We start from the raw sequence: 21,831 nt of genomic DNA, 5'->3' as shown, positions 1-21,831 counted from the left end.
AAAATTATGGAATTTAAAAATCAAGTATACGGTATTATTGCAGAGGTTTGTCAGGACGACGTTGTGAAAGAAAATCCAGAGATTGCAATTTTTGAAGAAGGTCTTCTAGATTCATTTGGTACAGTAGAACTGCTTATGGCAATTGAAAGTCAGCTCGGAATTACTGTTCCGATTACAGAGTTCGATCGTGATGTGTGGGATACACCGAATCACATTGCTGAGCAGCTGGCAGAGATGAAGTAATGAAAAAGCGTTTTTTTGGGCCGCTTATTTTAGCGGCTGTTCTATTCATTGGTGTTCTTCTTGTACCAAATGCATGGCTCTCACATCTGATCCCAAAAGACAAATTACAAAAGTCAGCCACAGAATTAGATCCGGGGATGTTCCAGGGGCTTTATTTACAAGATGAAATGCTAAAAGATCCAACTTATTTGCCGATCTATGGATCTTCTGAACTATCACGTTTTGATCCATATCACCCTTCGAATTTCTTTCATGAGAATCCTCAAGGGTTTACACCTTATCTTATTGGAAAAGGTGGATCGCAATCATTAATTCATGCGATGAACTTTGCAGCGCATATGGATGAATTAAAAGGGAAGAAGCTTGTGTTTATCGTGTCCCCGCAGTGGTTTGTGAAATGGGGTTCAGACGAGAATCACTTTGCACCGAACTATTCAGCGCTTCAAGCGCTTAATCTCGCTTATAATAAAGAAATTGATCCAGCTGTGAAAAAAGAGCTGATCAAGAGAATCATGACGTTTAAAGCTGTAAAGAACGACATGGTCATCACAGAACTTTTTAAAGCAGAGCTTTCTGGGAACAAATTCGCTTATGGCGCGATTTCTCCTATTGCAAAAATGTATTATGGCATGCTTCAAAAGAAAGACATGTACTATACAATTGGATCGGGGAAAGAGCGTAAGCTTCATCCGTCTCCTTCTGTCAAAGGAAAAACATGGACTGAGCTTGAAAAAGAATCAAGTGTCTTAGGTGCGGAAAAAGCAGGGAACAACCCGTTTTATATTAATCAAAAACTGTTTGACCGCAAGCTGAAACCGATCATGAAAAAGATGAAGGATTCTCGTGAAGGCCACTCCTATGCGGAATCACCAGAATACAAAGATTTTCAAATCATGCTGGATATTTTAAAGCAGGCAGGGGCGAAGCCTTTGTTTGTGACGATTCCTGTCAACGGGAAATGGTATGATTATACTGGTTTCCCGAAAGAGGGGCGTACAGAGTATTATGAGAAAATCAATCGTCAAATTCGAGATAACGGGTATGAAGTCGCAGATTTGACTAAACATGAATACGATCCTTACTTCTTTAAAGATACAATTCATGTGTCTTATAAAGGATGGGTCTACATCGATAAGGCGATCGAAAAGTTTTACAAAGAGCAGTAGAATGCAGCAGCTTTCTGCTGCTTTTTGTTTGTCGAATTGCCGGATATCTTGTATAACGAAGGGAAAAGGGCTATGCTGTAGAAGGAGGCGATATGATGAACCGTTCTGAGAAAAAAGAACTATTAAAGCGTTCGAAGAAGCATTTTAATGATCATGCCTTTTGGGAAAAGTTAAAAAAGACGGCACAAAAAGCTGGTGTCTCTCTTGTCTATGCTGTGCTATTACTTTACTATACATTGCAAAAACCCGAAGTGCCTGTCAAAGCAAAAACCCTTATTATTGGGGCACTCGGATACTTTATCCTTCCTATTGACCTCATCCCTGATACATTGATTGGTGTGGGCTACACAGATGATTTAGGAGCGATCACATTTGCTCTGCTCCAAGTAGCGATGTACATTGATGATGATGTGAAAGGAAAAGCGAAGGACAGGCTGTCAAAATGGTTCGGTGAAAAAACCGATACGTCTCTTATTGATCAAAAGCTTGAAGATGGCGGGATGCCGTCTGCACGCTGAAAAGAAGACAAAGGGCTAAAATAAAGTTCATTTTAGCCCTTTGTCCAAGCTGAAGCCCCCAAAACGGAGGCTTTTTTCTTTATCCTAAAAATTTCACGCAAACTGGATGAGGAACGGCGATGTCTGATTGTAAGACAGTGAGTCGTCCTGTTTCTTTGTCGCGTTTGTATAACACTAGGTTGCTAGATTCTTGGTTTGAACCGACGAGGAATTCTTCAGTTGGATCAAGCACAAAGTCTCTAGGCCAGTTTCCTTCAGAGGAAGCAATCTCGACAAGACTTAATTGGCCGTCAGCGTCTGCTTTAAAAATCGCAATGCTGTCATGACCGCGATTTCCTGCATAAACAAATTGCCCGTCTGAAGAGACGTGAATGGCACTGCCCTGATTGTTCTCTGTAAAGTCGCTTGGAATGGTTGCGATCGTTTGGATCTCTTCGAAATGACCATCTTCAAAGTAACGAAGCACAATCACCTCTGAGCTTAGCTCTGTCATCACATATGCCACAGGTTTCGTTGGATGGAATGTGATATGGCGAGGACCGGTGCCTGGTTTTGTTTCAAATGTATGAGCGAGCTCGAGTTTGTCGCCCTCTTTCTTATACGTATAAATGCCATCTGTCCCAAGGTCAACAGCCACTGCAAATTGTTCATCTGGTGTCAGACCCATAAAGTGAGTGTGCGGTTTTTCCTGACGGTCTTCGTTTGGTCCAGTTCCTTCATGCTGCGCCTGTGACAGCGTGCGGATGACTGAGCCATTTTCAGCATCGATTTCATACATCTCTGCTGTTCCTTTATGATAGTTTGCTGTAAAAGCTGTTTTTGTTTGATTGTCCACGCTGACGTGGCAAGGAGAAGCGCCATCGGCAAGCTCTTGGTTGATGAAACGAAGTGTGCCGGTTTCTGCATCAATTTGATACGCAGCCACGCCGCCCTGTGACCCTTCTTTCACAACAGAATACACAAATTTTTGAGAATCTGAGACGGTTAAATATGTAGGATTTTCAAGTTCAGCAGCTACTTTTACTTGTTCGATCTGCTGCTTGTCCGTATTTAATGTAAAAGTATAAATGCCTTTACTGTCTCCTTTTGTATACGTTCCGATATAACCTCTGATGTTAGCCATGTATTGCCCTCCTTCTATAAGATGCTCTCATTCTATCATAAATTCATAGGAAAACGCTTTAGAAAGGCATGCCGAAAGAAAATCAAAAGCGTTGAAATCTACCAGTATTCATTAAAAACGATGTGAAAAAATATGACAAACGTTTTCTCAAAAGAAAAGCGTTCAGGTAAAGTAAATAAATTGAAGAAAAAATACAAAAAATTTTAAGTTTTTTCATTCCTTGTCTAGCAAAGGTGTAAGCGTATACATTTAATTTTGATTAGTCTAAATTGTCTAATAATTTTAAAAATGCTGTTGACACTGTATGGAAAGCGGCGTAAGATGGGTTCAACAAAAGCTAAACAAACACGCAGAGCAAGCGTGAGAGGCTTCAATAAAAAGTGTCTGAAAATTCAACTACTTTTTGCTTGAAAGAGAGGGTGCTCACTGAAAATGGAAGACCAAAAGGAACAGTGGATCTTTTTAAACGATGAACTCGTGAAAAAAGAGGATGCAAAAATTTCAGTTTATGATCATGGCTTCTTATATGGTGACGGTGTGTTCGAAGGGATACGCGTGTATAACGGAAATATCTTTCGAATGAAAGAACATTTAGACCGCCTGTATGATTCCGCCAGATCCATTATGCTGAACATTCCATATTCACTTGAGGAACTCACGGAAAAAATGATTCATACAGTTGAAAGGAACGGCCTAAAGGATGCCTATATTCGTCTTGTTGTCTCAAGAGGAGCTGGTGATCTTGGTTTAGATCCAAACAACTGCGGGAGAGCCAACACAGTGATCATTGTAGAGCCGCTGGCCATCTTTCCAAAGCACCTATATGAAACGGGTATTGATATTGTAACGGTACCGACGAGACGAAATCGTCCCGATGTACTGAGCCCAAAAGTGAAATCATTAAATTATTTGAATAACATCCTTGTCCGAATCGAAGCCCATATGGCCGGTGTGAGTGAAGCGCTGATGCTGAATGATCAAGGGTACGTGGCAGAAGGTTCTGCAGACAATGTGTTTATTTATAAAAAAGGTAAGCTTTATACACCGCCAGGTTATATCGGCGCTCTTGAAGGCATCACAAGAAATGCCATCATGGAGATTGCAGAAGACTTAGGCTACGAAGTGAAAGAAGAACCATTCACAAGGCACGATGTGTATACAGCAGAAGAAGTTTTTCTGACAGGAACCGCAGCCGAAGTGATCGCTGTTGTAAAGGTTGACGGCCGTACAATCGGTGAAGGGAAACCTGGGGTCCACACAAACAAACTTCTTGAACAATTCCGCAAGCGAGTGGTTGAAGAAGGAGAAAAAGTCGTATTTACAGATGAAAACATTCACGCAAGCTAAATAGATATCGATAAACGTTGAAGAGGACTAGTAGCTTTAGAGTCAGTATCTACAGAGAGCCGGTGGTAGCTGGAAACCGGTGTTACTTTCTAAAGTGAACTCACCTCTGAGTGTCTGCTTGAAATGATAGTAGGGCAGACCGAGTGACATTGCTCACTCGTTACCAAAATGGATGAAAGATGTCCATGAGACGGCAGCAGATTTTGTCGTGAACAAGGGTGGTACCGCGAAAAACAAAGCTTTTTCGCCCCTTTGACCTAGTGAAAAGTAGTGTCATTGTGGGTGAGAAGGCTTTTTTATATGGTCTAAAATCTCGATCTTGAATAGAAAAGGGTGAAAAGACTTGACTGAAGCAAGACAAAGAGGAGGAAATCAAATGGGGACAAATGTACAAGTGGAGACGGAAACATCTAAAGCACCACAAACGATGAACGGTGCACTCATGTTAATTGAAGCACTCAAAAGAGAAAAAGTAGAAGTCATTTTCGGATATCCAGGCGGAGCGGTTTTACCGATCTACGATAAAATTTATGATTCTGGTTTATTTCATGTCCTGCCAAGGCATGAGCAGGGAGCGATTCACGCAGCAGAAGGATACGCAAGAGTATCTGGCAAACCGGGTGTTGTCATTGCAACATCAGGACCTGGAGCGACAAACCTTGTCACAGGAATTGCAGATGCAATGATTGATTCACTTCCTCTTGTTGTCTTCACAGGACAGGTGGCAACCTCAGTCATTGGATCGGATGCTTTCCAGGAAGCAGATGTGCTCGGCATCACAATGCCAATCACAAAGCACAGCTACCAAGTAAGAAATCTAGAGGAATTACCGGGTGTCATTAAAGAGGCGTTCCACATCGCAACAACAGGCAGACCTGGTCCAGTCTTGATTGATATTCCAAAAGATGTGGCAGGCATTGAAGGAACGTTTGAATACGATCAGCCAATTGATTTACCTGGTTATCAGCCAAAAGTCGAGCCGAACTATTTGCAAATTCGCAAATTAGTAGAAGCTGTAAGCAGAGCGAAGAAACCAGTCATTCTAGCAGGAGCTGGCGTTCTTCATGGCAAAGCATCTGAAGAATTAAGGCAGTATGTAGAGCAGCAGCAAATCCCAGTCGCTCATACACTGCTTGGACTTGGCGGATTCCCAGCAAAGCATCCTCTATTTCTAGGGATGGCTGGTATGCATGGCACATATGCGGCGAATATGGCCCTTCACCAATGTGATCTGCTCATTTCAATCGGTGCAAGATTTGATGACAGGGTAACTGGCAACCTCAATCACTTTGCGAAACATGCGAAGGTAGCACACATTGATATCGACCCGGCGGAAATTGGTAAGAACATTCATACCCATATCCCGGTTGTTGGAGACAGTAAGCTAGTCCTTGAAGAGCTGATCAAGCAAGACGGGAAGCAAGGGGAATCAGACAAATGGAAAAACCAATTAGATGAGTGGAAGGAAGAATATCCGCTCTGGTACGTTGAAAACGAAGCAGAGGGCTTTAAGCCTCAAAAGCTGATTGAATACATTCATCAATTCACAAAAGGTGAAGCCATTGTGGCAACTGATGTCGGACAGCATCAAATGTGGGCAGCTCAGTTCTATCCATTTGAAAATGCAGATAAGTGGGTCACATCTGGCGGCCTTGGTACGATGGGCTTCGGTTTACCGGCAGCCATCGGCGCTCAGCTGGCTGATCAAGAGGCAACGGTTGTGGCGATTTTAGGAGACGGAGGTTTCCAAATGACCTTGCAAGAACTTGCCGTTATCCGTGAGCTGAACCTTCCAGTGAAAGTGATTGTTCTGAATAATCACAGCCTTGGAATGGTAAGACAATGGCAAGAAATTTTCTACGAAGAACGCTACTCATATTCTAAATTTTCAGAGCAGCCAGACTTCGTTAAATTATCTGAAGCTTATGGCATTAAAGGAATCAGAATCTCATCAGACGAAGAGGCGAAAGAAAAGCTTGAAGAAGCGTTAACCTCTAGAGAGCCTGTTTTCATCGATGTCAATGTAGCGAGAGATGAAAAAGTATTCCCGATGGTCGCACCGGGGAAAGGACTTCATGAGATGGTGGGGGTGAAACCTTGAAAAGAATTATTGTGTTGACTGTATTAAATCGATCAGGCGTACTGAACCGAATCACTGGCCTTTTTACCAAAAGACACTACAACATTGAAAGCATTACGGTCGGCCATTCTGAGATTCAAGATGTATCACGCATCACGTTCGTCGTCCATGTAGACCAAGAGAAAGACATCGAACAGCTGACAAAACAGCTGAACAAGCAAATTGATGTTCTCAAAGTAACAGACATTACAAACCAATCAATCGTTCAGCGAGAGCTGGCTTTGATAAAAGTCGTTTCTGCACCGGCATCTAGAATGGAGATCACAGGGGTCATTGAACCGTTTAGAGCTTCTATTGTAGATGTAAGCAGAGAGAGTGTCGTCATTCAGGTGACAGGTGAGTCTTCAAAAATTGAAGCACTCATTGAATTACTTAAGCCATACGGCATTAAAGAAGTCGCCAGAACTGGCACCACGGCCTTTGCGAGAGATAATCAGCAAAAGCCGCAATCAAATAAAACAATTTCAATTGTCTAAACAAAAGGAGAGAGTCAAATGGTAAAAGTATATTATAACGGTGATATTCAAGAAAACGTATTAAATGGTCAAAAGGTTGCTATCATTGGGTATGGATCACAAGGTCATGCACATGCATTGAACTTAAAAGAAAGCGGCGTAGATGTGATCGTCGGCGTGAGAAAAGGCGGATCTTATACAAAAGCACAAGAAGACGGCCATCAAGTATTCACAGTAAAAGAAGCGGCAGCACAAGCAGATGTCGTCATGGTACTACTACCAGATGAGCAGCAAAAGAAAGTATATGACGAAGAAATCAAAGATCAATTAGAAGCAGGCAACTCACTTGTTTTCGCACACGGATTCAACGTTCACTTCCATCAAATTGTTCCTCCAAGTGACGTAGATGTGTATCTTGTGGCTCCAAAAGGTCCAGGACATCTTGTGAGAAGAACATATGAACAAGGCGCTGGTGTACCTGCCCTATTTGCTATCTATCAAGATGTATCTGGCCAAGCGAAAGACAAAGCACTTGCTTATGCAAAAGCAATCGGCGGAGCAAGAGCAGGCGTCCTTGAAACAACATTTAAAGAAGAAACGGAAACGGATCTATTCGGTGAGCAAGCGGTCCTTTGTGGAGGTCTTACTTCACTAGTGAAAGCAGGTTTCGAAACGTTAACAGAAGCTGGTTATCAGCCAGAGCTTGCATACTTCGAGTGTCTGCATGAACTGAAATTAATTGTTGACCTAATGTATGAAGAAGGATTAGAAGGCATGAGATATTCAATCTCTGATACAGCACAATGGGGTGACTTCGTATCAGGACCACGCGTTGTGGATGCAAACGTAAAAGAATCTATGAAAGCCGTCTTGACTGATATCCAAAACGGAACATTTGCAAAAGAATGGATTGTTGAAAACCAAGTGAATCGTCCACGTTTCAATGCGATCAATGCAAATGAAAATGAGCACCAAATTGAAATCGTCGGAAGAAAGCTTCGTGAAATGATGCCTTTCGTCAAACAAGGAAAGAAAAAGGAAGCGGTGAGCGTCGGTGCGGAAAATTAATTTTTTTGACACAACACTTCGAGATGGAGAGCAATCACCAGGAGTGAACTTAAATGCACAAGAAAAGCTAATCATTGCAAAGCAGCTTGAGCGCCTTGGGGTCAATATCATTGAAGCGGGTTTTCCCGCTTCATCCCGAGGGGATTTCTTAGGCGTACAAGAAATTGCTAGAACGATCAAAAACTGTTCAGTTGCTGGTCTTGCACGATGTGTGAAAGGTGACATCGATGCTGCATGGGAAGCGTTAAAAGATGGAGTGGAACCAAGAATTCATATCTTTATCGCTACTTCTGATATTCATCTGAAGCATAAACTAAAGAAAACACGTGAAGAAGTCGTAGAACAGGCTGTCTCAATGGTGAAATACGCGAAAGAACGTTTTCCGGTTGTCCAGTGGTCCGCAGAAGATGCGTGTCGTACAGATCTAGCTTTCTTAGCAGAAATTGTAGAGAAGGTCATTGACGCTGGGGCAAGTGTCATTAACTTGCCAGATACAGTTGGATACTTAGCGCCAAAAGAGTACGGCAATATCTTTAAATATATGAAGGAACACGTTCCAAATATCGACCGCGTCAATTTGTCTGCTCACTGTCATGATGATCTAGGAATGGCTGTAGCAAACTCACTTGCAGCCATTGAAAATGGAGCAAATCAAATTGAAACAGCTGTTAACGGAATTGGAGAACGTGCAGGGAATGCCGCTTTAGAAGAAATTGCAGTCGCTCTTCATATTCGAAAAGACTTCTACCAGGTCGAATCAACGATTCAATTGAATGAAATTAAGCGTACAAGTGATGTAGTGAGCAAATACTCAGGAATGATTGTACCGCGCAATAAAGCAGTCGTTGGCAACAACGCTTTTGCACATGAATCAGGTATTCACCAAGATGGTTTCCTCAAAGAAAAAACAACCTATGAAATCATATCTCCAGAGCTTGTCGGTGTGACAACAGATGTACTTGTCCTTGGGAAACACTCCGGAAGACATGCGTTTAAAGACCGTATGAAAACGCTAGGCTTTAAACTAACAGAAGAAGAAATCAATAAGTTCTTCGAAACCTTCAAGAACTTGACGGAGAAGAAAAAAGAAATCACTGATGATGATTTGATCTCTATTATATTAGAAGAAAAAGTAGCAGACCGAAAAATTGGCTACGAATTTGAAAGTCTTCAAGTGCACTATGGAACAGAACAAATGCCAACAGCAACGGTCTCTCTGAAAAATCAAGAAACGCAGGAAGTCATTCAAGAAGCAGCTACAGGCGCAGGCAGTGTAGAAGCTGTGTACAACACGCTGGAGCGCTGTATGGAGGAAAGAATTCATTTGCTAGACTACCGTATTCAATCGAATGGAAAAGGCAGAGATGCACTAGCGGAAGTATACGTCACTGTTTCAATAGAAGGAAAAGAAACAGCTGGACGCGGTGTGGCGCAAGATGTGCTGGAAGCATCGGCGAAAGCCTACGTCAATGCAGTAAACAGGCATTTAATCTTTAAATCAAATCTCATTGAAATTGAGAAACATCACGCGATTTCATAGGAAAGGAGGTAGGTTCTCATGAAAAAGAAAATTGCACTTTTGCCCGGCGATGGAATCGGACCGGAAGTTGTGACATCAGCGGTCGCTGTCCTCAAAGAGACAGCGGCTCAATTTCAACACGAATTCGAATTCGAAACGGCGCTCATTGGCGGTATCGCAATAGATGAAAAAAACAATCCGCTCCCAAAAGAAACGGTTGATGTATGCAAGAGCGCTGATGCGATTTTATTAGGAGCAGTCGGCGGACCAAAATGGGATCAAAACCCGCCAGAGCTTCGTCCGGAAAAAGGCTTGCTCGCTATTCGTAAACAACTGGACTTATTTGCAAACATTCGTCCTGTCAAAGTGTTCGATAGCTTAAGCGAGGCGTCACCGTTAAAACAGGATCACATTAGCGGAGTCGATTTTGTCATCGTTCGTGAATTAACAGGCGGTCTCTATTTTGGTGAACCAAGCGAGCGTTACACGGATGAAGAAGGAAAAGAAGCTGCGGTTGATACGCTTCTTTATACAAAGCAAGAGATTGTCCGTGTATTAAAAGAAGCATTCGACATGGCCTTAACGAGACGGAAAAAAGTAACGTCTGTGGATAAAGCGAATGTTCTTGCTTCTAGTAAACTATGGCGGGATGCGGTAGAAGAAGTGGCTTCTCAATATCCAGACGTCGAATATGAGCACATGCTCGTTGATAATGCCGCCATGCAGCTGATTTATAAGCCTGCTCAATTTGATGTCATTGTGACAGAGAATATGTTTGGTGACATTTTAAGTGACGAGGCTTCAATGATTACTGGGTCACTCGGTATGCTGCCATCTGCCAGTCTATCAAGCACCGGCCTCCATTTATATGAGCCGATTCATGGTTCAGCACCCGATATTGCGGGGCAAAACGTCGCAAATCCTCTAGCAACCATTTTGTCGGCAGCTAGCTTGCTTAGAACATCTTTTGCGTTAGAAGAAGAAGCGGCTGCAATAGAAGAAGCTGTGGAAGCTGTTCTTGCCTCTGGCAAACGAACAAAGGACTTATCGGCAAAAGAGGGAACGTATCAAACAACTGAAGACATCACTCATGCAGTTGTAGACGCACTCAAGCAGCGCGTGAAAACAATTGTATAAATAGAATCTTGTGGAATTAGGTAGAGGGAGGAAAAGGGTTATGCCTCGAACAATCATCGAAAAAATATGGGATCAGCACGTTGTCAAAAGCGGCGAGGGGAAACCAGACCTTTTATATATTGATCTGCACTTAGTGCATGAAGTGACATCACCTCAAGCATTTGAAGGATTAAGACAAAAAGGACGAAAGGTGAGAAGACCTCAAAACACGTTTGCGACCATGGATCACAATATCCCGACTGTGAATCGATTTGTGATCAAAGATGAGATTGCTAAAAAACAAGTGAGTGCTCTAGAGCGCAACTGTGCTGAATTTGGTGTCCGTCTAGCTGACCTTCACAGTGTAGATCAAGGGATCGTCCATGTTGTTGGACCGGAGCTTGGGTTGACACTGCCAGGGAAAACAATCGTTTGCGGAGATAGTCATACATCAACTCATGGCGCGTTTGGCGCACTTGCTTTTGGAATCGGTACAAGTGAGGTTGAACATGTACTTTCCACACAAACGCTTTGGCAGCAGCGTCCGAAAACATTAGAAATTAGAGTAGACGGAAAGCTGCAAAAAGGGGTAACGGCCAAAGATGTCATTTTAGCAGTCATTGGTGCGCATGGCGTGAAGTTCGGATCAGGTTATGTGATTGAATACACTGGGGAAGTATTCAGAAACATGACGATGGATGAACGCATGACGGTTTGTAATATGTCGATTGAAGCAGGCGCAAGAGCAGGATTGATTGCACCTGATGAAGTCACCTTTGAATATTGCCGCGGCCGCAAATATGCACCGCAGGGAGAAGACTTCGAAGCAGCGATTAAAGAATGGGAAGAACTTAAAACAGATCCAGGTGCAACCTATGATAAAACGATTGTTTTAGATGGGAATGAGATTTCACCAATGGTCACATGGGGAATTAACCCAGGAATGGTGCTGCCTGTAGATGCGTCGATCCCAGGACCTGAGGATTTTGCACAAGAGGATGATCAAAAAGAAGCGATTCGTGCGTACGAATACATGGGTGTTCATCCGCATCAGCGTATTGAAGATATTACGATTGAGCATGTGTTTATCGGCTCATGTACAAACTCAAGAATGACTGATTTACGCCAAGCAGCTTCTATGATAGAAGGACAAAAGGTAGCTGATCATGTCAGAGCGATTGTCGTGCCTGGCTCTCAAAGCGTCAAATTGCAAGCAGAAGAAGAAGGTCTTCATGAAATCTTCCTTGAAGCAGGATTTGAATGGAGAGAATCTGGCTGCAGTATGTGTCTTAGCATGAATAACGATGTGGTACCAGAAGGCGAACGCTGCGCATCCACATCAAACCGTAACTTTGAGGGACGTCAAGGAAAAGGTGCGAGAACGCATCTTGTCAGCCCGGCAATGGCTGCAATGGCTGCAATACATGGCCGATTTGTCGATGTCAGGAAGTTTAATCAAGAGAAAACAGTCGTGTAAGGAGTTGTCATAGATGGAGCCTTTAGTCACACACAAAGGGAAAGCCGCTGTGCTTAACCGTATCAACGTAGATACAGATCAAATTATTCCGAAGCAATTTTTGAAAAGAATTGAACGAACAGGATATGGCCGGTTTGCCTTTTTCGACTGGCGGTATTTAGCCGATGGCAGCCCAAATCCTGATTTCGAGCTGAATCAGCCGATTTATGAAGGAGCATCCATTTTGATCGCAGGAGAAAACTTTGGCTGCGGATCATCAAGGGAACATGCCCCTTGGGCACTTGATGATTATGGTTTCAAAATTGTCATCGCACCATCATTCGCAGATATTTTTCACCAAAACTGCTTTAAAAATGGGATGCTTCCGATTCGTCTTGATTATGATGTGTGGAAAACATTCGCTGCGTCATATGAGAACAAAGGGTATGAGATGACGGTTGATCTGGAAAAACAGCAAATAGAAGATCATGAAGGGAATATCACTCCTTTTGATGTGGATCCTCACTGGAGAGAAATGCTCCTGAATGGCTATGATGAGATCTCATTAACTTTACTACTAGAAGATGACATTCAAGCATTTGAAGATAAGCGCAGCAGCTGGCTGCGTGCGTAAACAACAAGAAGCCGTCCGCCCGAGGTGTGACGGCTTCTTTTTTGCATGAAAACCTCTCGTTACTTGTGTTTACTAACCTTCGTTGGTAAACTGATAAAAAATATGCGCCCGAAAGGAACGTAAGCATGAAACATGACAAGAAGAAAGATAATGTCATTTTGTTTCCTGGTCTGAAAGAAAGACTGATTGAAAAAGGAATGGCAGCATTAAAAGATAAACAGTATCAAGAGGCGCTTCACTTGTTTTCAGAAGCTAAATCTTATGATGACGATGAAGAATCCGATATTCACCTCGGCATGGCGATTTGTTTTCTGGAGCTGGGCGAGCTGCAGGATGCAAAGCGTGTTTGTGAAAAGATGCTGCATGAGGGATATGGTCATTACTTCACCGTGCTTCAAGTGTATATGACGATTTTAATTCAGCTGAAAGAATATGAAGAAGTGAAGCAGACAATTGAGGCAGTACTTGAGGAAAACCACCTTCCAGCAGAAAGCGCGGAGCATTTTTACAAGCTGCTCGAATTTAGTAGAAAAATGATTGAATCGCCTGAACAGATTTTAGATGATGATGAGGAGGACGGCGGCGAAATCAATATAGATGATATGCTTGAGCGGCCAGAAGAGCAGGTGCAGTTCATCCATTCGTTGAAAGACCGGAACATCACACCACACATGGGTCTATTAAATACGATCTTACAAAAGCCTGATGGAAACCCTTTGGTCAAATCATTAATCCTGCAGCTTCTGTCAGATCATGATGTGGCAAAGCCGGTTCATGTGACGAAATTCGGTGATTCTTTAACGCTTGTTCCTTCTGAGGCTGTTAAGCCAGAGCAGATGCCGCTACTTCAGCAAGTCCTTCGTAAGCTCGATGACACACTCGGCAATGAGAACCCAACCCTTTACCAAGGCGTGGAAGAGTTATGGCGCCGGCACTTATTTGTGCTTTATCCATTTCTTCCTAAATACACAGATCCGAATCTTTGGGCAGCAGCACTTCATAAAGTCGGCTATGAAATGCACGGGATTGAGATTGACCTCGAAGAATTGCATCTATTGTATGAATTTAATGAACGAGAGCTGAGAGAAGCTTGCACAATGCTGAAAGATATTGAAGAAATTTCTTATTTGTAATTTGTCGATTTAGTTGAAAGACGGACTTGTTATGTTATAATATAATGGTTGTATTTGTGCATATATCGTGCAGTTGTAGATTCCAACGGTTGAAAGACGATATGTATAATCAAGTCAAATGTTGTATACATAATACCGCTTCTTGAGCGGCGTGCGTGGTTTTTGATTGGACGAAGTCTTTATGATGCTTTAGAATGTAACAACGCACAATCTGAATAGATTTTTGGAGGGAAACACACATGTCAGTAAAATGGGAAAAACAAGAAGGTAACGAAGGCGTCCTAACTGTAGAAGTTGATGCTGAAACATTTAACAAAGCACTTGATGATGCGTTTAAGAAGGTTGTCAAGCAAGTATCGATCCCTGGATTCCGTAAAGGGAAAGTACCACGTGGTCTTTTCGAACAGCGTTTTGGTGTAGAATCTCTTTATCAAGATGCATTAGATATTCTTCTTCCAGTTGAATATCCAAAAGCAATCGACGAAGCTGGTATCGAGCCAGTTGACCGCCCTGAAATCGATGTTGAGAAAATCGAAAAAGGCGAAAGCTTAATCTTCACTGCAAAAGTAACAGTGAAGCCTGAAGTGAAACTTGGTGACTACAAAGGTCTTAACGTAGAAAAAGACGACGCTACTGTCACTGATGAAGATGTACAAGAAGAGTTAAAAGGCATGCAAAACCGTCAAGCTGAGCTTGTTGTCAAAGAAGAAGGCGCAATCGAAAACGGCGATACAGTTGTGCTTGATTTCGAAGGATTCGTTGATGGAGAAGCATTCGAAGGCGGAAAAGCTGAAAACTACTCTCTTGAAGTAGGTTCAGGTTCATTCATCCCTGGTTTCGAAGAGCAGTTAGTTGGTCTTGAAGCAGGCGCTGAAAAAGACGTAGAAGTCACTTTCCCAGAAGAATATCATGCTGAAGACCTTGCAGGTAAACCAGCTGTATTCAAAGTGAAAATTCACGAAATCAAAGCAAAAGAACTTCCAGCACTTGACGATGAGTTCGCGAAAGATGCTGATGAAGAAGTAGAAACTCTTGCTGAACTAACTGAAAAAACGAAGAAACGTCTTGAAGAAGCGAAAGAAAACGAAGCAGAAGGTAAACTTCGTGAAGAGCTAGTGGAGAAAGCTTCAGAAAATGCGGAAGTTGACATCCCTCAAGCGATGGTTGACACAGAGCTAGACCGTATGATGAAAGAATTCGAACAACGCCTTCAAATGCAAGGAATGAACCTTGAGCTTTACTTCCAATTCTCAGGACAAGATGAAAATGCGCTGAAAGAGCAAATGAAAGAAGATGCTGCTAAACGCGTGAAATCTAACCTAACACTTGAAGCAATTGCTGCTGCAGAAAACTTACAAGTGTCTGATGAAGAAGTAGAAGAAGAACTTTCAAAAATGGCTGAAGCATACAACATGCCAATTGAAAATATCAAACAAGCGATCGGATCTACTGACGCAATGAAAGAAGATCTAAAAGTTCGCAAAGCAATTGATTTTCTTGTAGAAAACCGTTAATATGGTGCATAATAATAAAACAGGGCGCGAGTGACTCGTGCCTTGTTTTGTACAATTTTTGACTTATCATCGCTTCTTTTGGAAACGATAGTGTAAGTCGCATCTTTCTGTTATACATATCTCAATGTGCAGTGTTAGAAACACATCATTACCGTCTTTTAGGAAAGTATGGTAAAATGCATACATACTGGACCCAGAAAGGTAGCTGACTGTTAGCTACAGGCAAGTGAAGAAGAATAAGGGGTGAAAGAATGTTTAAATTCAACGAGGAAAAAGGTCAATTAAAATGCTCGTTTTGCGGAAAAACGCAAGATCAAGTGCGTAAACTGGTCGCAGGACCTGGCGTATATATATGTGATGAATGTATCGAGCTTTGCACGGAAATAGTTGAAGAAGAGCTCGGCACTGAGGAAGAAGTTGAATTCAAGGATGTTCCGAAGCCTCATGAAATTCGGGAGATTCTTGATGAATATGTCATCGGACAAGAAAATGCGAAGAAATCCTTAGCTGTAGCGGTGTATAACCACTACAAACGGATCAATTCCAACAGCAAGATTGATGATGTTGAGCTTTCAAAAAGTAATATCTCTATGATTGGGCCAACAGGAAGCGGTAAAACTTTACTTGCTCAAACGCTTGCTCGTATTTTAAATGTGCCATTTGCGATTGCAGATGCAACATCATTAACTGAAGCAGGTTATGTTGGTGAAGACGTAGAGAATATTTTACTAAAGCTGATCCAAGCAGCCGATTATGATGTAGAAAAAGCGGAAAAAGGCATTATCTACATCGATGAAATCGATAAAGTAGCAAGAAAATCAGAAAACCCTTCTATCACTCGTGATGTATCTGGGGAAGGTGTTCAGCAAGCACTATTGAAAATTCTTGAAGGAACTGTCGCTAGTGTACCGCCTCAAGGTGGACGTAAGCATCCTCATCAAGAATTCATTCAAATCGATACAACAAATATCCTCTTTATTTGTGGTGGAGCCTTTGACGGCATTGAGCAAATCATCAAACGCCGCCTAGGTCAAAAAGTCATTGGATTCGGTGCGGAAAATAAAATCGAAGATCTTGAAAAAGAAGTCCTTCTATCAAAAGTACTCCCAGAAGACTTGCTTCGCTTCGGTTTAATCCCGGAATTCATCGGCCGTCTACCGGTTATTGCAAGCTTAGAGCCGTTAGATGAAAAAGCACTTGTAGAGATCTTGACGAAGCCTAAAAATGCGCTCGTTAAGCAGTATACAAAAATGCTTGAGCTTGATGATGTAGAGCTTGAGTTTGAAGAAGATGCTCTTAGCGAAATTGCGAAAAAAGCAATTGAGCGTAAAACAGGGGCTCGTGGTCTACGTTCAATCATTGAAGGCATCATGCTTGATGTGATGTTTGACCTTCCATCACGTGATGATATTGAAAAATGTGTGATCACTGGTGCAACGGTTGCTGATGGCGAGTCGCCGCGTCTTGTGTTAAAGGACGGCACAGTCGTCAATAAAGATACGAAAACATCTGCATAAGAGTAGTCTCACTCCTGAATCTTTTTGATTCAGGAGTTTTTTATTTATCGTGGAAGTTGTGTTTATTCCGTCCAGCTCTAGGAAATACTAGCAGACAGAAACCAATACATACGATAGATGAAGGAGGGAGCACCGATTGAGCTGGACAGGAATCGTATTATTCATACAGCTGTTCTTTGGTATCGTCATCGGGCTGTACTTTTGGAACTTACTGCGAAATCAGCGCACACAAAAGGTGACGATAGACAAAGAGTCAAAGAAAGAAATGGAAGCACTCAGAAAGATGCGGTCAATCAAGCTGAGTGAACCTTTATCAGAGAGAGTCCGGCCAAAGGGGTTTCAAGATATTGTAGGGCAGGAAGACGGCATTCGTGCACTAAAAGCGGCACTATGCGGGCCGAACCCTCAGCATGTCATCGTCTACGGACCACCGGGAGTCGGTAAAACAGCCGCTGCCCGTCTTGTGATGGAAGAAGCGAAGCTTCACGCTGATTCTCCGTTTAAAAAAGATGCGGTCTTTGTAGAGCTCGATGCGACAACCGCGAGATTCGATGAACGAGGCATCGCAGACCCGCTCATTGGTTCTGTGCATGACCCGATTTACCAAGGGGCTGGAGCAATGGGACAGGCAGGCATTCCGCAGCCAAAACAAGGAGCTGTCACACATGCTCATGGCGGTGTTCTGTTTATCGATGAAATTGGCGAGCTGCATCCGATCCAAATGAACAAAATGCTCAAAGTGCTTGAAGATCGGAAAGTCTTTTTAGACAGTGCCTACTACAGTGAAGAAAATACCCAAATCCCAAATCACATTCATGATATTTTCCAAAATGGGCTTCCGGCTGATTTTCGATTGATTGGTGCCACGACAAGAACGCCTGACGAAATTCCACCAGCGATCCGGTCAAGGTGTCTGGAAATTTTCTTTAAGGACCTTGACCAGCATGAACTGAAAATCGTCGCTGCCAAGGCTGTCCAAAAAATTCAAAAGGAATTAAGTGATGAAGGGCTGAACCTTTTAACATCCTATGTGAAAAATGGACGTGAAGCGGTCAACATGGTGCAGATTGCCGCTGGTATGGCTGTCACGGAAAACCGAAAAGACATCACGATCGAAGATGTAGAATGGGTCATTCATTCAAGCCAGCTGACACCAAGATATGAACAAAAAGTACCAGAAAAGCCAAAAGTGGGGGTAGTTAATGGACTGGCCGTTTATGGACCAAACAGCGGCGCCCTGCTTGAGATTGAAGTGAATATCTGTAAGGCGCTTGAAAAAGGCAGTATCAACATTACAGGCATTGCAGAAGAAGAAAGCATTGGCAATCAGTCGAAATCCATTAGACGAAAAAGTATGGCCAAAGGGTCAGTTGAAAATGTATTAACGGTGCTTCGAAATTTAGGCATTCGGACAAATGAATATGACATCCATATTAATTTTCCAGGCGGTGCCCCTATTGATGGACCGTCTGCTGGGATTGCCATGGCGACCGCGATCTTCTCAGCCATACATCAAATCCCGATCGATCATCTGACAGCCATGACGGGTGAAATCGGATTGCAGGGTCAGGTGAAGCCGATCGGCGGTGTGATACCGAAGATTAAGGCAGCGAAACAAGCTGGTGCCACAACCGTCATTATTCCTTATGACAACCAGCAGTCGATCTTAAAAGAGATTGAAGGGGTCACCATTGTGCCTGTGAAGCACTTCCAAGAAGTGCTGGATCATTGTTTGGTCAACCCGCCAGACGAGAAGAAAGATGGACTAGAAGACGAAATGAAAAGAAAATCTGTTTAATCCCCATCACATATGGGGATTTTTTAGTGAAATAGATCTTTTTTTCTTTTTCATGATAAAAAGAAAGGGTATACTACGGTAAGATCAACATTTCTCAAGTCTTTTACATTGTACAAGACTGAAACAGGTATATTATAATGATTCATACTAGTGACGGAGGTGTCAATCAACATGGCAGATGAAATCAAAAAGAATGTTCCGCTCCTTCCATTGCGAGGTTTACTTGTTTATCCAACAATGGTCTTGCATTTGGACGTTGGACGCGAGAAGTCTGTTCAAGCATTAGAACAGGCGATGATGAACGATCATATGATTTTTCTAGCAACACAGCGGGAAATTTCAATAGATGAACCAGGTGAAGAGGAAATTTTCAAAGTCGGCACCTACACAAAAATTAAACAAATGCTGAAGCTGCCAAATGGAACGATTCGTGTACTCGTTGAAGGCTTGAATCGAGCGCAGATCGAATCATACGTAGAGCTGGAGGACTATACGTCCGTCGACATAAAAGAATTGGCAGAAGAAGATTTAAAGGACGCAGAAGCAGAAGCACTCATGCGTACATTGTTAGATCACTTTGATCAATACATAAAAATTTCAAAAAAAATCTCAGCTGAAACATATGCAACAGTGACGGATATTGAGGAACCGGGGAGAATGGCAGATATCGTTGCTTCTCACCTGCCGCTCAAATTAAAGGACAAACAAGAAGTACTGGAAACAGTGGATGTCAAAAAACGGCTGAACCGGGTCATCAGCTTAATTCACAATGAAAAAGAAGTACTCGAGATTGAAAAGAAAATCGGGCAGCGCGTGAAACGTTCAATGGAACGAACGCAAAAAGAATATTATTTGCGTGAACAAATGAAAGCCATTCAAAAGGAGCTTGGAGACAAAGAAGGAAAAACTGGCGAAGTCAGTTCTTTAATGTCTAAAATCGAAGAGTCGAGCATGCCGGATTCTGTTCGTGAAACGGCGCTCAAAGAATTGAATCGTTATGAAAAAATTCCTTCAAGCTCTGCTGAGAGCTCTGTCATTCGAAATTATATTGATTGGCTGATCAATCTTCCATGGGGCATCTATACAGAAGATCGTCTAGATTTAAAGCTTGCAAGTGAAATTTTAGATGATGAGCATCACGGGCTGGAAAAGGTCAAAGAACGGGTGCTTGAATATCTTGCTGTACAGAAGCTGACCAATTCATTAAAAGGACCGATTCTTTGCTTAGCAGGGCCTCCTGGGGTAGGGAAAACGTCACTTGCCAAATCTATTGCCAAATCACTTGACCGAAAGTTTATCCGTATCTCCCTTGGCGGTGTGCGTGATGAGTCTGAGATTCGTGGACATAGAAGAACGTATGTAGGTGCGATGCCTGGCCGTATCATTCGCGGGATGAGCAAGGCAGGAACGATGAATCCGGTGTTCCTTTTAGATGAAATCGATAAGATGTCCTCTGATTTTAGAGGCGATCCATCTTCTGCGATGCTCGAAGTCTTAGACCCAGAGCAAAATCATAACTTTAGCGATCACTATATTGAAGAAACATTTGATTTGTCTCAGGTGCTATTTATTGCCACTGCCAACAATTTAGCAACCATTCCAGGTCCACTTCGTGATAGAATGGAGATTATCACGATTGCAGGGTATACAGAGGTTGAAAAAGCAGAAATTGTGAAAGATCACCTTCTGCCGAAGCAGCTAAAGGAGCACGGATTAAAGAAAGGGAACTTGCAGCTTCGTGAAGCAGCGATTTATGATACGATTCGCTATTACACAAGAGAAGCGGGTGTTCGTGGATTAGAGCGTCAGCTTGCGGCAATATGCCGTAAAGCGGCAAGAGCGATTGTGGCTGAAGACCGCAAACGCATCACGGTGACGGAAAAGAACTTATCTGAATTTCTCGGAAAAAGACTTTACCGTTATGGCCAGGCTGAAACGACAGACCAAGTGGGGGTTGTCACAGGACTTGCGTATACCACTGTTGGCGGAGACACCTTGTCGATTGAGGTATCACTTTCTCCCGGTAAAGGCAAGCTCTTGTTAACAGGTAAGCTTGGTGATGTCATGAGAGAATCTGCACAGGCGGCATTCAGTTATATTCGTTCGAAAGCAGATGAACTGAACATTGATCCTAATTTTAATGAAAAGCATGATATTCATATCCATGTTCCAGAGGGTGCGGTTCCAAAGGACGGGCCATCAGCTGGTATCACCATTGCGACGGCTCTTGTATCAGCCCTCACAGGACGACCTGTGTCAAAAGAGGTTGGTATGACAGGAGAGATTACGTTAAGAGGAAGAGTGCTTCCGATTGGCGGACTAAAAGAAAAAGCATTAGGCGCACATCGCGCAGGACTGAAAACCATTATTCTTCCAAAGGACAACGAGAAGGATATTGATGATATTCCTGAAAGTGTGAGAGAAGGACTAACCTTTATTCCGGTCTCACATTTAGATGAGGTGCTTGAGAAAGCGTTGGTAGGAGAGGGAAGATGAAAGTAACAAAATCAGATATCGTCATTAGTGCGGTAAAACCAGAGCAGTATCCGAGCGGGGGACTGCCTGAAATCGCTCTTGCTGGACGATCAAATGTTGGGAAGTCCTCGTTCATCAACTCATTGATTAATCGTAAAAATTTAGCGCGTACGTCTTCTAAACCAGGTAAGACTCAAACGCTTAATTTCTACATCATCAATGATATGCTCCATTTTGTGGACGTTCCAGGCTACGGCTTTGCTAAAGTATCAAAGACAGAGCGCGAAGCCTGGGGTAGAATGATCGAAACGTATATTACAATGCGTGAAGAATTAAAAGCAGTCGTCCAAATTGTGGACCTGCGTCATAAGCCATCAGTAGATGATGTGAACATGTATGAATTCCTGAAATATTACGGAGTTCCCGTAATCGTCATCGCAACAAAGGCGGACAAAATTCCAAAAGGCAAATGGGAAAAACATGCGAAAGTCGTCAAACAGACACTCGACATTGACCCATCAGATGAACTAGTCCTGTTCTCTTCTGAAACGAAAAAGGGAAAAGACGAAGCCTGGAATGCCATCCTTGCGAAGATTAACAGCTAAAAGA

The 21,831-nt window shown here is 42.7% G+C and carries 18 protein-coding genes and 1 other annotated feature; of the genes, 17 read left to right on the top strand and 1 reads right to left on the bottom strand.

Features of this window, described 5'->3' with window-relative positions:
- Nucleotides 1-6 precede the first annotated feature (6 nt).
- From dltC to C6348_RS08205, 3 genes are all read left to right on the top strand, one after another.
- Nucleotides 7-243 carry a D-alanine--poly(phosphoribitol) ligase subunit 2 gene (dltC, locus tag C6348_RS08215; RefSeq protein WP_024423191.1) on the top strand — a complete coding sequence of 79 codons (237 nt, stop codon included), beginning with the start codon at nt 7-9 and terminating at the stop codon, nt 241-243.
- Nucleotides 243-1,409 carry a D-alanyl-lipoteichoic acid biosynthesis protein DltD gene (gene dltD, locus C6348_RS08210; RefSeq protein ID WP_106042586.1) on the top strand — a complete coding sequence of 389 codons (1,167 nt, stop codon included), beginning with the start codon at nt 243-245 and terminating at the stop codon, nt 1,407-1,409. Before dltC ends, dltD begins: the two co-directional genes overlap by 1 nt.
- A gap of 95 nt (nt 1,410-1,504) precedes the next feature.
- Nucleotides 1,505-1,927: a YkvA family protein gene (locus C6348_RS08205; protein WP_034661711.1), complete on the top strand. Its 423-nt coding sequence runs from the start codon at nt 1,505-1,507 to the stop codon at nt 1,925-1,927.
- 79 nt (nt 1,928-2,006) lie between these two features.
- Here the strand turns inward: C6348_RS08205 and C6348_RS08200 are convergent, their stop codons facing one another.
- On the bottom strand, nt 2,007-3,050 hold the full coding sequence (locus tag C6348_RS08200; protein WP_106042584.1) for a lactonase family protein: 1,044 nt from the start codon (nt 3,048-3,050) through the stop codon (nt 2,007-2,009).
- A 432-nt stretch (nt 3,051-3,482) separates the two neighbouring features.
- Between C6348_RS08200 and ilvE the strand changes: the two genes are divergently transcribed.
- From ilvE to yihA, 14 genes are all read left to right on the top strand, one after another.
- Nucleotides 3,483-4,397: a branched-chain-amino-acid transaminase gene (ilvE, locus tag C6348_RS08195; RefSeq protein WP_003216381.1), complete on the top strand. Its 915-nt coding sequence runs from the start codon at nt 3,483-3,485 to the stop codon at nt 4,395-4,397.
- A gap of 8 nt (nt 4,398-4,405) precedes the next feature.
- Nucleotides 4,406-4,652 (top strand) — a binding site (T-box leader).
- A gap of 121 nt (nt 4,653-4,773) precedes the next feature.
- Nucleotides 4,774-6,498 (top strand): acetolactate synthase large subunit, encoded by a 1,725-nt coding sequence (gene ilvB, locus C6348_RS08190; protein WP_106042582.1) that lies wholly within the window; start codon nt 4,774-4,776, stop codon nt 6,496-6,498.
- Complete coding sequence (gene ilvN / locus C6348_RS08185) at nt 6,495-7,013, top strand: acetolactate synthase small subunit (protein WP_034661705.1); 519 nt, start codon at nt 6,495-6,497, stop codon at nt 7,011-7,013. Before ilvB ends, ilvN begins: the two co-directional genes overlap by 4 nt.
- Before the next feature lie 18 nt (nt 7,014-7,031).
- Nucleotides 7,032-8,060, top strand: coding sequence for a ketol-acid reductoisomerase (gene ilvC, locus C6348_RS08180; RefSeq protein ID WP_034661704.1), 1,029 nt, complete (start codon nt 7,032-7,034; stop codon nt 8,058-8,060).
- The gene (locus C6348_RS08175) at nt 8,047-9,600 is read left to right on the top strand and encodes a 2-isopropylmalate synthase (protein WP_034661703.1); all 1,554 of its coding nucleotides are present in this window, start codon (nt 8,047-8,049) and stop codon (nt 9,598-9,600) included. Before ilvC ends, C6348_RS08175 begins: the two co-directional genes overlap by 14 nt.
- A gap of 18 nt (nt 9,601-9,618) precedes the next feature.
- Nucleotides 9,619-10,716: a 3-isopropylmalate dehydrogenase gene (gene leuB / locus C6348_RS08170; protein WP_106031225.1), complete on the top strand. Its 1,098-nt coding sequence runs from the start codon at nt 9,619-9,621 to the stop codon at nt 10,714-10,716.
- Between the two features lie 40 nt (nt 10,717-10,756).
- Nucleotides 10,757-12,172 carry a 3-isopropylmalate dehydratase large subunit gene (gene leuC / locus C6348_RS08165; RefSeq protein ID WP_034661700.1) on the top strand — a complete coding sequence of 472 codons (1,416 nt, stop codon included), beginning with the start codon at nt 10,757-10,759 and terminating at the stop codon, nt 12,170-12,172.
- 13 nt (nt 12,173-12,185) lie between these two features.
- Nucleotides 12,186-12,785, top strand: coding sequence for a 3-isopropylmalate dehydratase small subunit (gene leuD, locus C6348_RS08160; protein ID WP_060596899.1), 600 nt, complete (start codon nt 12,186-12,188; stop codon nt 12,783-12,785).
- Between the two features lie 125 nt (nt 12,786-12,910).
- The gene (ddcA, locus tag C6348_RS08155; RefSeq protein WP_106042578.1) at nt 12,911-13,918 is read left to right on the top strand and encodes a DNA damage checkpoint antagonist DdcA; all 1,008 of its coding nucleotides are present in this window, start codon (nt 12,911-12,913) and stop codon (nt 13,916-13,918) included.
- A 239-nt stretch (nt 13,919-14,157) separates the two neighbouring features.
- Nucleotides 14,158-15,432: a trigger factor gene (gene tig / locus C6348_RS08150; RefSeq protein WP_060596897.1), complete on the top strand. Its 1,275-nt coding sequence runs from the start codon at nt 14,158-14,160 to the stop codon at nt 15,430-15,432.
- Between the two features lie 251 nt (nt 15,433-15,683).
- Nucleotides 15,684-16,949 carry an ATP-dependent protease ATP-binding subunit ClpX gene (gene clpX, locus C6348_RS08145; RefSeq protein ID WP_012010785.1) on the top strand — a complete coding sequence of 422 codons (1,266 nt, stop codon included), beginning with the start codon at nt 15,684-15,686 and terminating at the stop codon, nt 16,947-16,949.
- A 136-nt stretch (nt 16,950-17,085) separates the two neighbouring features.
- Nucleotides 17,086-18,747, top strand: coding sequence for an ATP-dependent protease LonB (gene lonB / locus C6348_RS08140; RefSeq protein ID WP_106042577.1), 1,662 nt, complete (start codon nt 17,086-17,088; stop codon nt 18,745-18,747).
- 171 nt (nt 18,748-18,918) lie between these two features.
- Complete coding sequence (gene lon, locus C6348_RS08135) at nt 18,919-21,243, top strand: endopeptidase La (protein WP_060596896.1); 2,325 nt, start codon at nt 18,919-18,921, stop codon at nt 21,241-21,243.
- Nucleotides 21,240-21,827 carry a ribosome biogenesis GTP-binding protein YihA/YsxC gene (gene yihA / locus C6348_RS08130; RefSeq protein WP_034661689.1) on the top strand — a complete coding sequence of 196 codons (588 nt, stop codon included), beginning with the start codon at nt 21,240-21,242 and terminating at the stop codon, nt 21,825-21,827. Before lon ends, yihA begins: the two co-directional genes overlap by 4 nt.
- The last annotated feature ends 4 nt before the right edge of the window (nt 21,828-21,831 follow it).

Source organism: Bacillus sp. YBWC18, assembly GCF_002998775.1.
In the GTDB taxonomy this organism is placed as follows: domain Bacteria; phylum Bacillota; class Bacilli; order Bacillales; family Bacillaceae; genus Bacillus.
Note: the sequence above shows the minus strand (reverse complement) of the source record. Positions and strands in the feature narration are given on the sequence as shown.

Bases quoted from the DNA above. Each gene is read 5' to 3' on its own strand.
- clpX (WP_012010785.1), top strand. From the start codon at position 15,684: ATGTTTAAATTCAACGAGGAAAAAGGTCAATTAAAATGCTCGTTTTGC.
- C6348_RS08205 (WP_034661711.1), top strand. From the start codon at position 1,505: ATGAACCGTTCTGAGAAAAAAGAACTATTAAAGCGTTCGAAGAAGCAT.
- tig (WP_060596897.1), top strand. From the start codon at position 14,158: ATGTCAGTAAAATGGGAAAAACAAGAAGGTAACGAAGGCGTCCTAACT.
- C6348_RS08200 (WP_106042584.1), bottom strand. From the start codon at position 3,050: ATGGCTAACATCAGAGGTTATATCGGAACGTATACAAAAGGAGACAGT.
- leuC (WP_034661700.1), top strand. From the start codon at position 10,757: ATGCCTCGAACAATCATCGAAAAAATATGGGATCAGCACGTTGTCAAA.
- dltD (WP_106042586.1), top strand. From the start codon at position 243: ATGAAAAAGCGTTTTTTTGGGCCGCTTATTTTAGCGGCTGTTCTATTC.
- ilvB (WP_106042582.1), top strand. From the start codon at position 4,774: ATGGGGACAAATGTACAAGTGGAGACGGAAACATCTAAAGCACCACAA.
- ddcA (WP_106042578.1), top strand. From the start codon at position 12,911: ATGAAACATGACAAGAAGAAAGATAATGTCATTTTGTTTCCTGGTCTG.
- dltC (WP_024423191.1), top strand. From the start codon at position 7: ATGGAATTTAAAAATCAAGTATACGGTATTATTGCAGAGGTTTGTCAG.
- yihA (WP_034661689.1), top strand. From the start codon at position 21,240: ATGAAAGTAACAAAATCAGATATCGTCATTAGTGCGGTAAAACCAGAG.
- ilvC (WP_034661704.1), top strand. From the start codon at position 7,032: ATGGTAAAAGTATATTATAACGGTGATATTCAAGAAAACGTATTAAAT.
- ilvE (WP_003216381.1), top strand. From the start codon at position 3,483: ATGGAAGACCAAAAGGAACAGTGGATCTTTTTAAACGATGAACTCGTG.
- leuB (WP_106031225.1), top strand. From the start codon at position 9,619: ATGAAAAAGAAAATTGCACTTTTGCCCGGCGATGGAATCGGACCGGAA.
- lon (WP_060596896.1), top strand. From the start codon at position 18,919: ATGGCAGATGAAATCAAAAAGAATGTTCCGCTCCTTCCATTGCGAGGT.
- leuD (WP_060596899.1), top strand. From the start codon at position 12,186: ATGGAGCCTTTAGTCACACACAAAGGGAAAGCCGCTGTGCTTAACCGT.